This window comes from Plectonema radiosum NIES-515 (assembly GCF_025753815.1).
GTDB classification, from domain to species: Bacteria; Cyanobacteriota; Cyanobacteriia; order Cyanobacteriales; family Nostocaceae; genus Hassallia; species Hassallia radiosum_A.
This window is the reverse complement of record NZ_JAOWRF010000303.1, coordinates 1-15,557: the sequence shown is the minus strand read 5'-3', so window position 1 is coordinate 15,557 and position 15,557 is coordinate 1. Positions and strand designations below refer to the sequence as shown.

18 protein-coding genes and 1 pseudogene are annotated in these 15,557 nt (G+C 41.9%); 14 read left to right on the top strand and 5 right to left on the bottom strand.

The features are described 5' to 3' along the window. The first annotated feature begins 70 nt into the window (after positions 1–70). The 5 genes from OGM63_RS21515 (at position 71) to OGM63_RS21495 (ending at position 3,805) form a co-directional block, all read left to right on the top strand. The gene (locus OGM63_RS21515) at positions 71–322 is read left to right on the top strand and encodes a FeoA family protein (protein ID WP_263747698.1); all 252 of its coding nucleotides are present in this window, start codon (positions 71–73) and stop codon (positions 320–322) included. 214 nt (positions 323–536) lie between these two features. Continuing rightward, on the top strand, positions 537–1,478 hold the full coding sequence (locus tag OGM63_RS21510) for a heme o synthase (RefSeq protein ID WP_263747697.1): 942 nt from the start codon (positions 537–539) through the stop codon (positions 1,476–1,478). Between the two features lie 192 nt (positions 1,479–1,670). Beyond that, on the top strand, positions 1,671–2,135 hold the full coding sequence (locus OGM63_RS21505; RefSeq protein ID WP_263747696.1) for an ankyrin repeat domain-containing protein: 465 nt from the start codon (positions 1,671–1,673) through the stop codon (positions 2,133–2,135). After that, complete coding sequence (locus OGM63_RS21500; RefSeq protein ID WP_263747695.1) at positions 2,122–3,411, top strand: SagB family peptide dehydrogenase; 1,290 nt, start codon at positions 2,122–2,124, stop codon at positions 3,409–3,411. The genes OGM63_RS21505 and OGM63_RS21500 overlap by 14 nt, the downstream gene beginning before the upstream one ends. Before the next feature lie 25 nt (positions 3,412–3,436). Next, positions 3,437–3,805: a hypothetical protein gene (locus OGM63_RS21495; RefSeq protein ID WP_263747694.1), complete on the top strand. Its 369-nt coding sequence runs from the start codon at positions 3,437–3,439 to the stop codon at positions 3,803–3,805. 102 nt (positions 3,806–3,907) lie between these two features. Here the strand turns inward: OGM63_RS21495 and OGM63_RS21490 are convergent, their stop codons facing one another. The 4 genes from OGM63_RS21490 to OGM63_RS21475 all read right to left on the bottom strand — a co-directional run bounded on the left by OGM63_RS21490 (position 3,908) and on the right by OGM63_RS21475 (position 7,644). Then, entirely contained in the window at positions 3,908–4,384 is a 477-nt protein-coding gene (locus tag OGM63_RS21490) for a hydrogenase maturation protease (protein ID WP_263747693.1), read from the bottom strand. A gap of 124 nt (positions 4,385–4,508) precedes the next feature. Next, the gene (locus OGM63_RS21485) at positions 4,509–4,949 is read right to left on the bottom strand and encodes a hypothetical protein (RefSeq protein ID WP_263747692.1); all 441 of its coding nucleotides are present in this window, start codon (positions 4,947–4,949) and stop codon (positions 4,509–4,511) included. Positions 4,950–5,073: 124 nt separating this feature from the next. Further along, the gene (locus tag OGM63_RS21480; RefSeq protein WP_263747691.1) at positions 5,074–6,669 is read right to left on the bottom strand and encodes a nickel-dependent hydrogenase large subunit; all 1,596 of its coding nucleotides are present in this window, start codon (positions 6,667–6,669) and stop codon (positions 5,074–5,076) included. Positions 6,670–6,729: 60 nt separating this feature from the next. Then, on the bottom strand, positions 6,730–7,644 hold the full coding sequence (locus OGM63_RS21475; protein ID WP_263747690.1) for an NADH-quinone oxidoreductase subunit B family protein: 915 nt from the start codon (positions 7,642–7,644) through the stop codon (positions 6,730–6,732). Here OGM63_RS21475 and xisF point away from each other — a divergent pair. From xisF to OGM63_RS29960, 9 genes and pseudogenes are all read left to right on the top strand, one after another. Next, on the top strand, positions 7,638–9,233 hold the full coding sequence (gene xisF, locus OGM63_RS21470) for a fdxN element excision recombinase XisF (RefSeq protein WP_263747689.1): 1,596 nt from the start codon (positions 7,638–7,640) through the stop codon (positions 9,231–9,233). The genes OGM63_RS21475 and xisF overlap by 7 nt on opposite strands. Positions 9,234–9,729: 496 nt before the next feature. Beyond that, positions 9,730–10,188, top strand: coding sequence for a MarR family winged helix-turn-helix transcriptional regulator (locus OGM63_RS21465; protein ID WP_263747688.1), 459 nt, complete (start codon positions 9,730–9,732; stop codon positions 10,186–10,188). Continuing rightward, on the top strand, positions 10,151–11,446 hold the full coding sequence (locus OGM63_RS21460; RefSeq protein ID WP_263747687.1) for an MFS transporter: 1,296 nt from the start codon (positions 10,151–10,153) through the stop codon (positions 11,444–11,446). The genes OGM63_RS21465 and OGM63_RS21460 overlap by 38 nt, the downstream gene beginning before the upstream one ends. A gap of 150 nt (positions 11,447–11,596) precedes the next feature. Next, positions 11,597–11,845, top strand: a complete 249-nt coding sequence (locus OGM63_RS21455) for a type II toxin-antitoxin system Phd/YefM family antitoxin (protein ID WP_263747686.1) — start codon at positions 11,597–11,599, stop codon at positions 11,843–11,845. Continuing rightward, positions 11,845–12,105 (top strand): Txe/YoeB family addiction module toxin, encoded by a 261-nt coding sequence (locus OGM63_RS21450; RefSeq protein WP_263747685.1) that lies wholly within the window; start codon positions 11,845–11,847, stop codon positions 12,103–12,105. The genes OGM63_RS21455 and OGM63_RS21450 overlap by 1 nt, the downstream gene beginning before the upstream one ends. A 646-nt stretch (positions 12,106–12,751) precedes the next feature. Beyond that, complete coding sequence (locus tag OGM63_RS21445) at positions 12,752–13,150, top strand: hypothetical protein (RefSeq protein WP_263747684.1); 399 nt, start codon at positions 12,752–12,754, stop codon at positions 13,148–13,150. A 443-nt stretch (positions 13,151–13,593) separates the two neighbouring features. Continuing rightward, the gene (locus OGM63_RS21440; protein ID WP_263747683.1) at positions 13,594–13,947 is read left to right on the top strand and encodes a type I restriction-modification system subunit M N-terminal domain-containing protein; all 354 of its coding nucleotides are present in this window, start codon (positions 13,594–13,596) and stop codon (positions 13,945–13,947) included. A 420-nt stretch (positions 13,948–14,367) separates the two neighbouring features. Continuing rightward, positions 14,368–14,564, top strand: a pseudogene (locus tag OGM63_RS21435) (reverse transcriptase N-terminal domain-containing protein); the annotation flags it as partial. After that, entirely contained in the window at positions 14,509–14,832 is a 324-nt protein-coding gene (locus OGM63_RS29960) for an AAA family ATPase (RefSeq protein WP_375340515.1), read from the top strand. The pseudogene OGM63_RS21435 and the gene OGM63_RS29960, both read left to right, overlap by 56 nt. Here OGM63_RS29960 and OGM63_RS21425 read toward each other — a convergent pair. Next, positions 14,825–15,379 carry a transposase gene (locus tag OGM63_RS21425; RefSeq protein WP_263747682.1) on the bottom strand — a complete coding sequence of 185 codons (555 nt, stop codon included), beginning with the start codon at positions 15,377–15,379 and terminating at the stop codon, positions 14,825–14,827. The two genes, OGM63_RS29960 and OGM63_RS21425, sit on opposite strands and share 8 nt — an antisense overlap. Positions 15,380–15,557: the final 178 nt, after the last annotated feature.

The following is a 15,557-nucleotide window of genomic DNA, read 5'->3' as shown; positions in this document are numbered from 1 at the left end:
TTTTTATTTTTGTAGTGAGCGCTTCAGCGCTCGTAATTATGAGCGCTGAAGCGCTCACTACGTAATGTAAATGTTTACCCCATTTAGTGTTCTTGGCTCTTCATTAATATTGTTGCAGGAGGGAGAACAAGGAATTGTCACTTTCTGTAAAAATCAGGACGAAATTATTTTAAAAAAACTGGTATCAATGGAAGTGATGCCAGGAACTATCATCACTTTAGAAGAAAGACTCCCCTCTTTTGTTATCAAGGTAAGAAACAGACGCTGGCAAATAGATAAGGATGTTGCTTGCGCCATTTATGTGCGTGTTCTACGAATGTAGAGACGTAGCAGTGCTACGTCTCTACAAGGGTTCTAGATAACGTATATTTTTCGGTCGATGTCTATTAGGAAATAATATCATGTCCGCTTAATTAACATTAAGAAAAACATTGCAACTGTCGTAAAGACGTTCCGCCGGAACGTCTCTACAATATATGTGATTTGTCGGACATGAAATAGCGGATATTTTCCACAATTGAGGAATTCGTGAACTTATGAATGGGACGACGGCACAACGCCACTATCAAAATGTTTTACAAGTTTTTCAAGATTACTATCAGCTAACAAAGCCCCGAATTATTCCGCTGCTGCTGATTACTACGGCTGCTAGTATGGCGATCGCATCGAATGGAAAACTAGACCCGTTGTTGCTGCTACTAACGATGATTGGTGGTACTTGTGCCACTGCTAGCGCTCAGACAATCAATTGTATTTACGATAGCGATATTGATTATGAAATGGAACGCACGCGCAATAGACCGATGCCTTCTGGTCGCGTGCAGCCATTACATGCTCTCATATTTGCGATCGCTCTTGCCTGTATTTCTTTCGCGGTGCTTGCAGTATTTGTTAATCTGTTAAGTGCTTTGTTAGCGATGTCTGGCATCGCCTTCTACGTGGGCATTTACACCCATTTGCTCAAACGCCATACTCCCTACAATATCGTCATTGGCGGCGCAGCGGGTGCAATTCCGGCGTTAGTTGGTTGGGCTGCGGTGACAAATACCTTAAGCTGGACAGCATGGTTGATTTTTGCGATCGTCTTCTTATGGACACCTCCTCATTTTTGGGCTTTGGCATTAATGATCCGCGATGAATATGCCAAGGTGGGTGTGCCGATGTTGCCGGTGGTTACTGATAATATTGCCACGGCGCGTCAAATTTGGCGATACACTTTGGTAGTTATCCCCACCACGTTTTTATTGATTTATCCTCTTCACGCTTCGGGGGTAATTTATGGTGCGATCGCCTTTATTTTAGGGGCGATTTTTATTATGAAAGCTTGGTCGCTGTTGCAGAATCCAGATGATAAACAAGCTTCGCGATCGCTTTTTCTTTACTCGATTCTCTACATGATGTTGCTGTGCGCTGCAATGGTAGTTGATAGTCTACCCATTACACATCATTTGATAGAGATGTTAAGCCCTAGCGAATAGAATTCGCACGCCAGATGCTTCAAGCCGGGAAACCCGTCCAACGCACTGGCTTGGCTATACAAACGAAGTCCACCTGCGTGGACTAATAGAAAATTGTGGCTTTTAAACCCGCGTAGGCGGGTTTTGTCTGTGTAGACGCGAATTTTATTCGCCCGGTATTCGATAATTATTTTCACGATTGAAGGACTAATCATGACTCAACAAAATAGCTTTAATTTGACCGCAAATACAAGCGAATGGATGATAGCTAACAGCTACGAGCCAAATAATTTAAATCAGGCTGGTGAAAATGGCGATACAGCTTTAATGAAAGCGACAAGAGAAGGAGTTTATGCAGTAGTTGAAGAACTAATTAACGCCGGGGCTGATATTAATGCCACAAATAACGATAATAATAATGCTTTGTGGTTTGCTTGTTTTGGCAATCACTACGATTTAATTCGTTTATTACTTGCTGCGAAGATTAATATCAACAACCAAAATGATAACGGTGCAACTGTTTTGATGTACGCAGCATCAGCCGGAAAAACAGAAGTTGTGAAGTTGCTTTTGCAATATCACCCCAATCTAGAGTTGAAAAACTTAGACGACTATAAAGCCGTAGATTTCGCTAGCAACGTAGACGTTTTAAGGATTTTGAAAAATGCAAGTAAATAAAATAACGGGGAAAGCATATCACGATGCTACTAAGCATTCTTACCTATCGGTACAAATCGATCCAAATTATGTAGATTCGTCAACTCAACCCTCGGCTTTTAAATTTTATCCAAAGTTTTATCGCAGAATAAGTCTAGACTTTCTCAACAATTATATCCACTCTTTTCTCTGGTTAACGAGTGCGATTACCCTGGAAAAGACGTATAAAAATACTGTCGATAAATTGCGAGTAAATCCATCAGCAGGTGCTTTATATCCGACTGAGGTTTACGTGCAGATTCGCGGAATACAGGGAATGATAGATGGAATCTATCATATAGAAGTTGAGAATAATTGTCTGGTACTTATCTATGAATTAATTGATGATGGATTAGAGAGTTATATTTTACCGAATAATCGTATCATCGGATTCATTTTTTTAATTAGTTGTGTTTATTATAGGTCTAGTTGGAAATATAAAGACAGGAGCATCAGGTATTGTTTGTTAGATAGCGGACACCATTTGGGTGCGATCGCAGCTTCAGCTTTTCTTCACGATAGAGATATACAACTAGTTTTCGATTTTGATAAACTCGCTCTCAATGCAGATTTAGGATTTGAGAATAAAGAGTTTATTACTGCTTGTGCGATTTCCGGAGAGGTTCAACAGAAGTCAGTGAGACGCTTAAGGCTGAAAGTCCCTTTTGTTTGTGGAACTGATTATTTTGAACAGAATCAATTCATTGAGGAAGCTTATAAAGAAACAGCTTTGCAAAAAAGTTTTCACCAAGAAATTAAGCATCCTCAATTGAACTTCGATCGGGATAGATTTTCACAAGCTCTTTGGAACAGACGCTCAATTAGGCGTTTTCAAAAGCAGTTCATTTCCCAGGAACTTTATTTTAGTATTTTGCAGCAAATTAAGCAAGCGATACCGACAGAAAGTTTTGAAGAAATCGAAATTTACGCGGTTGTCCATCGAGTCGAGGGAATCAGAGCAGGGTTATACAAAGGAACGCATTTAGTCAAGGAGGGTAACTTCAGTGAGAAGACAGGTTACTTGTGCGTTAATCAAGCGATCGCTTCATCTGGTGCAGTAACTTGGTTTTTTGTTTCCAACTATACAAATTATCAAACTGCCATGCAAATGGCTGGATTTTTAGGACAAAGACTGTATCTAGCAAGTAATTATTGGGGAATTCATTGTAGCGGAATTGGTGCTTATTATGACGATGAAACTCAGCAATTTCTAGAAACAGATAAAGATGTCCTTTACGCAATGGCAATTGGCATATAACCGGAAAAAATAAAGAGGCACAACTATGACAAACTATTTCTGGCAGAATGAAGATTCACGTCCAATCCAACCGACATCGGCAGATATTATACTGCGCCAGCAATTAGAATATTCTATTAGCAAATACTTTTATGAAGATTGCGATCGCTGTATTCAAAAATTATTATCCAGTTGTCGGTGGTATGTCACAACCCACGCTAATGCTTTGACTTTGGTAATTGAATGTCCAGATCAAGTTACTAATTGGCGTGTATTACAAAAAATTGTGCCAATGGCGACATTGTTACATAAAATTGTTAGCAGTGCTAAAATTCGCGTTTGTCCCCCAGAAAGCCAGGGAATGCCTTTTGAAATGAGGGTAGATGAATTATCAGTTTACAAAGATTGGGCTTGATGCTGAATGGGACAAGGGGGACAAGGGGGACAAGGGGGACAAGTAGAATAATTCTTGACTCTTGACTCTTGACTCTTGACTCTTGACTCTTGACTAATAAATCTAAAATAGCTCAACTTTTTGCCTGATGACTGTGGTTATTTCTTCAAAAACCACATCAGCAGAATGTTTGACAGCAGGACTTAATTCTAGTCCAAAGCCAAGATTTTCCGCTTCAATTAGGTAAACTGTTACATAATAGGGAAAGTCATCTTTAAAGATTTTCCTACCAGCGGCTAAAGCATTATCCCAACGAAAATCGTGCAAGTTATAACTGGGTTCCGGTAAAGTTTCCAATTCTTTTCCAGGAACTTTAAATACTGCACCGGGTTCGGAATTCGTTGAACTTGCATCAATAATTATTAATTCTTTGCTACCTCGTGCTTTAAACATCACTTCCATCCCAGCGGTGCCACAGTCGTAAATTTGCACATCAGGATGAGGATGTTTGGTAAGATATTGCTGTAGGCGTTGAGCAATTATTACGCCTACCGCATCGTCACTGCGGTTGAGATTACCGCAGCCAATAATTGTTAGCATGGGATTTGGCGATCGCTTGTTTCTCAACTTTCTGACTTTTATTCAGATCCCCGACTTCTCTAAGAAGTCGGGGATCTTGTTTATCGACCGCTGGGAACGATAATAATCAAAAAAATGAAGCGGTTTAGCTGTAAATTTCTACATCATATTTTTTAGCAATTTGAGATAGCTTCTCAAACTGCTGTTGCGATGCCTGAGTTAAAACTGCTTCCGCTTTTTCTTGTTCGCTACCTTCTTTAGGCATTAAATACCTAATATAAAGTGAAACAAAATCGACTATAGCCGCTGTACCTGACAAAGCGTGATTATCAGCTTGCTTTCCAGCGATCGCTCCTGCTAAACCAGTTCTAATTGGGTCTGGTTTAACTTTCATAAATTGATCTACAAGTTGAAAAATGTAGTCTCCGGTGGGTAATTTATCTAACTTACCTCTATCTAGAGTAAGCTTATATCCCGCTTCTTTTGCTTGCTCTAAAACACACCATTCTGTAAATTCTTGCAGTGCTTCTTCCGGAAGATGAGAGAGATGATTGTGTAATGCTAATTCAGTCACAAGAATACCCATGTAAATTTCAATTTTGGTAGCACCCAGCGATTAAAATCGTGGCTAGACATACAAAACCCTTAATCTCCTAGTCCGCGTAGGCGGACGAGCGTTTGTGTAGCTGCGAATTCCATTCGCTAAAAGCCTATGCAGTACGGAAACGCGCCAATTCCTCACCTGTTTTCGCATCGTGAGCGTGAACGGTGCAAACTAAGCAAGAATCAAACGATCGCGCGACATGTCCCACTTCCACCGGATCGGTAGGATCGAAAATGGGTGTCCCTACCAAAGCTTCCTCAATCGGTCCCTTGAATCCCTCACCGTCGCGGGGTCCAATATTCCAGGTGCTAGGAGCCATGATTTGATAATTCTTAATCTTGCCTCCTTCAATATCCACCCAGTGACACAGCGCACCCCGCGAGGCTTCAGTTGCACCCCAACCACGTCCGTCTTTTTCTTGGGGTTTGATATACCAAGGATCGTTTAACTTAAATTCGCGCAAACAGTGTTCGGCTTGACGATATAACTTGACAATTTCGTGAACTCGTGCAAGCTGACGGATATGGATATTCGCACCGCCCATCTGCTTGAATGCGTCTAAAATGAATCCGTCATAATGTTGCCAAGATTCGCCATGTTCGCCACCTGCGACTAACTGACGCGCAAGAGGTCCTGCTTCCAAACGTCCAAATTGTGCGTGGGTAACAGCGCTTGACCAAGAATAAGCGTTGTCAAAGTCTTTGGTATTCTTTTGGCTTGGTTTGGTCGTGCGATCGAAGGGGTGAACGTCTGCCGTCCCTTCATCATACCAGGAGCGAATTGTATTTTCGCGGGTAAAACTTTGATCCATTAAAACATGCGTATCGGTGAAGCTGTCATACACACCACTCTTCATAATTGTGGCAGCATTTCGCCCTTCAATAGTCGGTTTTTGGTATCTATCTTCGTGAGGTAAATATCCCCAAGTGACATACTTACCAACACCAACACCATACTTATCCAAACCGATTTCTAAACCCATTCGCCAATAAAAACCTAAGTCAGAATTTGCATGATTTGGGTTTTCATCTATCCATGCCATGAAATCATCATAAGTTTTAATTTGTTCGTAGCGTTCTAATGAACAACCCAACCAAACTGGTTCTAACCAATTAGTGCGGAAATATTCCAAAATTGACCAGGCGCGGGTAACATCTGTTAAGGTAGGGGCGCACATCACCCCACCAGGAACCATGTAACTAGAATGAGGCCATTGTCCGCCAAATAAGGCGTAAATTTCTACAGGTTTGCTAGAAATTGTAATGCCTATTTCATAAGATTTACCTGTGAAGGCGGCAAAGCGTCTGCAAGCTTCTTCATAAAAGTGACTGTGCTGATACTTTTTGTTGGTCAAGTCGATAGCAAATAGACCATAAAAGTAACGCGGGATGCTTTGAATTGTTTCGACAATTTGACCTAAGTTTCTCGCTAAAATAGCGTTGCGCGGAACTTCTGTTCCCCAAGCGGTATCTAATGCCCAAGCTGCGGAAGTGAGGTGAGAAGCACCGCAAATTCCACAAACGCGAGGTGTGACAATTAATCCGGCTTGGGGATCTTTGCCGCGTAGAATAACTTCAAATCCGCGAAATAGTTCAGCATGAGTCCAGGCATTTACTACCTGTCCATCATCGATTTCTACGCGCACATCTAAATCGCCTTCAACTCTACCGACTGGGGAAATATCTAATGTTTTGATTGTCATTTTTTCTCCTTTGTAGTAAGCACTTTAGTGCTTTTTAAGCGCTGAAGCGCTTACTACGAATTAAACCGTAAAAAAGTCTTCTTCTGCCCAAGCTGGGATTGAATCTTTTGCCACCATTGTTAACAAAGCGTAGTCTTTTTTATTGACTCCTGTGGGCAATTCTTTGGGAACTCCCATAACGGTTTGGGTTTTAAATACGGTTCCCGGTTTGAGGTCGTGGAAGGGAAATTCTGGTTCCGTACAACCTATACAAGGCATCCCAGCGCGGGTTTTGGATGAGACGCGATTCCATAAAATGCGGTTGCAGGAAGAATGTGTCATGGGTCCGCGACAGCCTAAGTCGTAAAAGAGACATCCTTTGCGTTGACCAAATTCGGCGGTTGATGCTTTGTAAGCAAAGTGGACGTTGCGAGTACAGCCTGTTTGGGTAAAACTCTTGAAGAAGGTTTCCGGACGATGCAATTCATCTAAGCTGATGTCAGCGATTCTGCCTGTGGCGATCGCTACTAATATCTGCGTTATCCAGTCAGGGTGTGCGGGACATCCAGGTATGTTGATAACGGGTAATCCAGATCCGGAATGAAAGTCTTTCCCTAAAAAGCCGCCTTTTTGACGTTTGAGAAATTGCAATCCTTGGGATTCGCTGGGGTTGGGTGACATTGCGGGTATTCCTCCCCAGGTGGCGCAGTCTCCTACCGCTACGACGAAGTTGGCGACTTTGGATAAGTCGTTTAACCAGTCTTTCATCGGGCGATCGGCGAAACGATTCCATTCTCCCGTACCGTTGGGGGCGTTGATTACGCTGCCTTCAAATACAAGTATGTCTAGAGGAATCTTACCAGAAATGCAATCCCACAGCATGTTCTGCAAGTTTGTACCTAGTTCTAGCCCCAAGGATGGATGCCAAAGTATGTTGATGCCAAAGTCGGCTATCAAATCGCAAGCTGTGGGTTCTTCGGCGTTGAGAAATGACATACTATAGTCACTATAGAATAAATGTAGTTGACTTGATTATGGCTGAAAAGTGGTTTTATGGGCGGGTATCGACAGTTGAGCAACAGGAAGATAGAGGAGCGCTGAAAAAGCAACTAGAAAGGGGTAAAAACGCTGGGTGTAGTCGGTTTTATTGGGATATACAATCGCGGACAACCGAGGTGCGTAATGGGTTACAGCAATTAATTGATGATTTAAAAATATCACCTCATAGTGCTGTATGCGAGTTAATAGTTACCCGCATCGACCGGATCGGGTCATCATCACGTTTATTTTATTCTTTATTGGAAGTGTTACGTAGTAAAGATATTAGGCTGGTAGCCCTTGACCAAACAATAGATACCGAGTCTTTGGGAGGGGAATTAACAATTGATATTTTACTCGCAGCCTCCAAATTTGAAGTAAAAATGTTATCCAGCCGTGTCAGTGCCGAGAGGAAGCACCGGATGACGCAAAGAAAAAGCCACAGATTAGCTCCTTTGGGATGGCAGGTAGAAAGCGATCGCTACATTAAGGATGAGTCATGGTGTGTTTCATTGCTATCGACAAAGCGTAGTTTTCGGGTTTGGGAGTTAGCATATTTTGCATTTGAAGTTTTTGCGGAGTGTGGCAGTGTTCGCAAAACTTGCGACACATTAAATAAGATGTTTGGTACTTCTGGGAAGGTTGATGCCAAAGAAAAGGAAAAATCTAAAGCTACCCACCGAGCGACAGCCGAAAGCCTTGAAGAACTAGACTTATCCCCAACAGATAAAAAAACATACAAACGATATCCTTGGGGTAGTTTGCAGTGGTCACCTGCCGGATTGAAAAACTTTTTAGTTAATCCAGTTCACGCGGGGGGAACCCCTTTTAATGTCACAAAAAAGGGGGCAGGTGCTAATAGAAAGGTACTTAAGCACTTTGATCAGTGGGATTGCAACTGGGATACCCATGAGGGAATTATAAACCGCGAACAACACGAGCAAGTTAAGCGCACTATTCGTGCGAATGCGAACAACAAATGGGCTGCTCACTCCGGGGAAACGACCAACCCATTCGCCAATCTATTGAAATGTGGTAGGTGTGGGGGTGCATTAACCCGCATGTCTTCCCGACGCGACGCATCTGGAAATTATACCGCCTATTACCAATGTACTTACTACTCACTCGGACGCTGCGATGCCAAAGAAATGATAAATAGTCGCAGTCTTGATAATCAGGTGGCTGATTTGTTGGTGCGGGAAGCTACTAGGTTGGCCTCTATGGTGGATTTATCTGAAGAGAAGCATCTTGAACCAGCATCCGTAAAGGAACTGCGGGAAACTTTAGCAGGGCTGGATAAATTACCTCCCAACCCTTTTGTCGAAAAAGCCAAGGACGGGATACGCGAGCAAATTACCAGTATCCTAAGCCTGTACGAAAAAGTGACAAAACGCAGTTTGTTGGTTCGAGAGGAATTGATCCAGATGTTTCGCGATCGCGAATATTGGGAAAGCAGAACACCTGAAGACAAGAAGCGAATGCTAAACAGGCTTGTTCGACGTATCGTTGTTGACGGACGTGTTGTTTTGGGTATTGAGTTTCTTTAACTCCCGTTGCCGTACAAGTTCGCGCCATTCTTCGAGTTGACGCATCCAAAATTCTCTTTCTGATTCGATTCCCATAAGTTGCTTCAATACTTCTATTTCAAGGTTATTTGGTTGGACAAAAATTTCTGTTAGCTGCGAACAACGCTCATTCTTTACCTTCGCATCTGCTTTTAATTTGGGTGCGGCTATAAATACGAAGACGATATGTGCGGTGATTCACAAAGCTGGAACTATATATATGCTAAAAATTTGCCAACGCTGTTGAGTTTGTAGCTTATACAAGGAAGGCAGTTGCAGTGCAAACAAAATGCCTCATTGTCAAAAAATAAGCTCTTGACTTTCAGATAATATATGAGAAGCTAATTATTAGCTCATCTAAATATATAAGATTTGGAAATGCATCCTACTTATGACGAAACTAACGGGAAGAAGCGATCGCTACCTTTGTGGACGACTTTATCCACGGGTGACAATGTAATCAGGAGAAAAACAGTTGATGCTCGGTAAACCCTCAGAAGAATGTGCCGTTAAAGTAATGGATACGATTCCCTTATTAATGCGGTTTATCCGAGCGGATATGCGTGAGAATAGTGTAGCGTCTTTATCTATACCGCAATTGCGCTCAATGCTATTCATCAAACGCAATCCGGGAGCGTCTTTATCAGAAGTTGCGGAACATTTAGGAGTAACATGTGCTACTGCATCCACAACTACGGAAAGACTAGTACAACGTAATTTTATTCAACGTAACGACCATCCCCAAGAAAGACGACGGGTGGTTCTGAATCTGACTCCTGAGGGTAAACAACATCTTGAGCAAACCCTTGCTCAAACTCGCACTCATATTGCAGACTTGCTAGAAAGTCTGACGACAGAAGAAATTGCACACATTGAAGAAGGGTTGACTCTACTTAAACATGCCTTCGAGCGATCCGAACTTAAAAAAGCACCTTAAAGCATCGGCTGTAAAACAAGATGCCTTTGCAGCCTTGAGAATTCGAGACTATCGACTATTTGTTATTGGACGCCTACTGCTATTTACGGGGTTTCAAATTAGAAATATTGCAGTCGGTTGGGAACTGTACGATCGCACTGGTTCGGCAATGGTTTTGGGTGGTGTGGGTTTGGTACAAGTGTTACCAATTCTCGCGCTCACATTAATTGCCGGACATGTAGCTGATAAGTATAACCGCAAACATATCATGATAGTAACAGTGCTGCTATCGTGTTTATCTTCGCTAGGGTTGGCAGTTGCTTCCTACACCCAAGCACCAATTTACTTGGTGTATGTTTGTTTGTTCGTAACAGGTGCTGCTAGAGCATTTAACAAGCCTGCTAGCGATTCATTGATGTGGCAGTTGATACCTAATAATTTGTTTACGAATGCAGCCACTTGGAACAGTAGCAGCTTTCAACTTGCCTCAGTATTTGGTCCAGCGATCGGAGGATATGCGATTGCGTTGAACGCACGCTACGCGAACGCTTCTTTAGGAAGTGCAACGAGAGTATATGTAATTGCAGCTTTTATCACGTTCCTATCTTTCGTTTCCGTAACTTTGATTAAAAAGCCGAAAACAATTCTTTCCAAAGAACCACTTTCCATCAAAGCATTATCTGCTGGTGCTAAATTTGTCTGGCAAAATCAGTTAATTCTCGCAGCGATTACCTTAGATTTGTTTGCCGTATTGTTTGGGGGTGCGACAGCCTTACTACCCATTTTTGCAAAAGATATTTTGCGGGTGGGACCGATAGAACTGGGATATCTGCAAGCAGCACCCTCAATTGGTGCGTTGATTATGGCGGTGATTTTAGTACATTCACCCCCCTTACGCAAAGCCGGAAAAGCTCTACTTTTATCAGTTATCGGCTTTGGGGTGGTGACGATTATCTTTGGCTTATCGCGCCACTTAACGCTATCACTGCTGATGCTAGCGTTAAGTGGCGCACTAGATAATATTAGCGTTGTCATTCGCCAGACATTGGTGCAAATTCGCACTCCCGATTATTTACGCGGTCGAGTTGCAGCGATTAATGGTGTGTTTATTAGTGCATCGAATGAGTTGGGGGGTTTTGAGTCTGGTTTGGCTGCGGCTTTGTTTGGTCCGGTGGTTGCCGTTGTTGGTGGGGGAATTGGGACGATTTTGGTAGTAATTGCCGTGGCTTCGATATGGTCGGGAATTGGGAAGTTAGGGGCTTTGCATGAGTATGAGTAGTTAGTTTAAGGGTTTTATTATGTTTTTACAGCGATTTTTGGGATTGATTGAAAATCTGTAGAATAATGATATTGAGAAACAAGATCCTTGACTTATCTAAAAAGTCGGGGATTTTGATCTTCCAGTCAACCTTTAATTGAGGGTTAAAATATGGATGTAATTCATGTTCATGAAGCAGAACAACATCTTGATGCTGTTATTAACAAGAGTGTAGAATCTCATACGCCAGTAATTATTACTGGCGATGAAAATCAAGCCGTACTTGTTGCTCTTGACGATTGGAACGCAATTCAGGAAACATTACATCTACTTCAAGTACCTGGTATGCGGGAGGATATCCTTGAAGGAATGCGTACCCCTATTAAAGAATGTGCAACAAAAGAGGAACTTGATTGGTAATGTGGGAGTTACGCTTTACCAAACGAGCGCAGAAAGATACAAAAAAGTTAGCCGCAGCAGGACTCAAGCCTAAAGCAGAAGAGTTGCTTGCAATACTAGAGCAAAATCCCTATGAAAATCCTTCTTCATACGAAAAATTGAAAGGAGATTTACAAGGGGCATATTCTCGGAGAATTAACATCCAGCATCGGCTTGTATATGAAGTGCTTGAAGAAGAAAAGGTAGTGAAAGTCTTAAGTATGTGGACTCATTATGAGTAAATCATTAAAGTTTTTGACTACTGTATATATCTAAACCCTTAGAAAAGTTTATTTTTAGGAGAAACCATGACGGTAACAGGTAAGCATTATTTGACACCATTTTTGCCGCATCTGAGACAAACACTAAAAGAACAATTTAAATCCAGAGTCGATGGCTATATAGGAATCGTATTTGATTTTTGAAATTATCTACGGGGGAGTGGGGAATAGGGAGTAGGGAATAAGGAATTACGCTTTTCAATCTGTACCGAGCTTTTTCATAAATCAAACATTGATATCTGAGTTAACTGAATAAAAATTTATTCTTTAACTCTTCTTTTAGTCTCTCAATGAAAACATATATTTATTCTCGACTCTCAAAAGTCACACCTTCATAAATCAATTAAATAGCACAACTAAAATCAACACTTTCTATAGTGATATCGTCACCAATTGTATAGGGAGAATACAGCCACATTCTGCCTTCTCCCCGACGATAAAATTCAATTCCAATTTTTTAGGATTCAATCAAAATATATTCTTGCAAACTGGGCATAGTGCGATAAGAAGCAAACTTTTCTCCTCACTACCTTATTACTGAATTACAAAGTTAGTCCACTACTACCAATGTACTTATTTTTCCTTGGGACGGTGCGATCGCAACGAAATGATTCGCAGCGATCAACTCGATGGACAAGTTGCAGATTTATTAGTAAAAGAAGCTACTAGACTGGCTGGGATGGTAAATCTAGAGTCAGACAAACGCGAAGAACCCACAGAAGTTAAAGAACTACGGGAGACTTTAGCCGGATTAGAGAAATTACCCCTTAATCCCTTCGTCGAAAAAGCCAAAGATAGGATTCGCGAACAAATATTTAGTATTTTAAGCCTACACGAAAAGGTGACAACACGCCGCTTACTAGTAAGGGAAGAATTGTCCCAGATGTTTTGCGATCGCGAATTTTCGGAGACTAGGACACCTGATGACAAAAAGCGAATACTAAACAGGTTTGTTCCTCGTATCATTGTTGACAGACGGGTTGTTTTGTCCATTGAGTTTCTTTAATTCCCGTTGCGGCACAAGTTCGCGCCATTCTTCGAGTTGCCGCATCCAAAATTCTTTATCAGTTCAGCGTATGCTTGATTTTCTCACGCTCTGAAATTTGAGATTTTATCGGTTGAGGATGAGGAATAGACCGAGCCAGTATTTATAGAGAATATTTGAACCATGAAATTGGTTAAGCTCAGTAGTTATTTGTTGTGGCGTTTTCATATTTTTAATTTATTGATATCACGGTCTTCACCATCTCAACGGCGTAAGCCGTAAAATGAAAACTTGAATATTGCGATCGCCAATACACGGTACTTAATATACGTATAAAATTACTGAGTCATTGGCGGGTTATTTCACATAAAACAGGCAAGTATGTTGATTTACACCCGATGAAATGGTATAAAGACCATCGCAGGTAAATTGCCTAAATTACTCACCTGTAACTCGGAACAAGCGTGACCCCAGACGATTTAAAACAACTTGAAGCGAACCTTTGGCAAAGTGCCGATACGCTACGGGCAAACTCAGACCTCAAGTCGAGCGAATATTCCACGCCCGTTTTAGGGTTAATTTTTCTTAAGTTTGCTGATAATAAGTATCGTTTGCATGAGGCAGAGATTCAGCAGGAGTACGATCAACTAAAGGGGACTCGGCGGGAAAAGGCGATATTTGAGAAAGGAGCGATCGCTAAATGTGGGTTTTATTTGCCCGAACATGCCCGCTACGATTATTTACTAAGGCTGCCTGAGAAAGAAGATATCGCCCAAGCACTGAAAGCGGCGATGGTGGCAATCGAGGAGTATAAATAGTCAGGACTTACGCAACTGGCACAGGCGATCGCGTCTTCATAGCTAGACCAAAAACATGGGAAGGACGGGACGTTTCAATTGTTGAATGAGATAATTTGAGAGTAATCCGTACTTTAATTGATAAATAGTAAGACAAGTTTTATACGCTAAGTCTTTAAGCCTAAGCCAGACCAACATGCAAGCGATCGCCTGGGCTTAAGACACCCGATTTATTTCCTCACCAACCTCACATGGAAACCACTACGCTACTGAAGCGTCACCGTTTCATACCCCTTCCCATTCGCTTTGGTTGTGACAGTTGCGTAAGTCCTGAAGCAAATGCCTCTCTCGAAAGTTAGAGGATACGCAAACGTAGGCACGGTGACTTGGAATGAATAGGTATAAGTAGCAATGGAAATATCTAAAACACGGGAACACCCGATGGTGGAATGGAACCAACTTCAAGGGGCGAAAACTAGAGAAGGTTGTGTTTAAGTTGCTTTCATCGCATATTCAGAGCCTCGCAGCGTGGCGATGTTAAGGCACTCCGCCGACTCCAAAAAACCTTGATGCGGTCTTGGTCTGCAAAGTGCATCGCAGTCAGACGGGTTACACAGGATAATACGGGTAAAAAGACAGGATATTAGCTCTAGGCAAATTTTAGGAACGCTGCTGACGATCTGTTGCAGGATAAAACAAGTACGGTGGATCGCGATCGCAACGCTTAACCGACTGGATGCACTACCACCGGAGCTAACCAGGGTGGGGAGATTTGATGAGATTTTTTATGTGGGTTTTCCCCAAGCTATTGAGCGTAAGGAAATTTTGATGATGCATCTTGCAAGGTTTGATGCACGTTATAAAAATCATGATGTGCTTACAGAGAAGGAATGGCGGATTAAGTAGGTCGGTGAGAAAATTTATAACTATGTAACGAAAAATTAACCAACAGCGTTGGAGTTAAATTTAATACGTTGCGTGCTCTTTCGGCTCTGGCTTTAACACCATCTATAACTGCGTAGGCAAGTTCTAACTCATCGTCAAACATTTGTCCTGCTAGTTCATCTTTTTTAAGGTGTTGCCACTCCAATTCAATCGGATTCATTTCAGAGCAATATTTGGGTAAAAAGAAGATGTAAAGACCCTGACCTTCCCATTTTGACCATAACTGCTGCACATATGAACATCGGTGTATTGGTCCGTTATCCAGCACAATTATCCTTATACATCCTGCTTTTTCGGCATCAGAGGCTTCTTGCTCGATCATTTGAATGTAGGACTTCCTATTAACACCCCCGATAACCAGGCCGTAAACAAAACTGATTAGAGGTTGAAGAAAACCAATAATGCTCAACCTGCGTCCACGACGCTTTGTTTGTTCTAAGCGTTTTTGCTTACCTTTTTGGTAATAAGTGTAACTTGGCTCACTCCATGCACAAAAACAAAGATTCATCCAAATACTTTAAATCTATTTCTCCAGCAGCCGCAGCCAGTTCCAACATATGTGACATCTCCTACACTGACCCTTGCGGGTACAGTGTAGGCTTCAAGCAGTCCTGTTAAGGATATGCAAGATTTCCTTCGTGGTACTTTCATCCATAGTTCCAACTACAGAAATCTTCCCACTACGG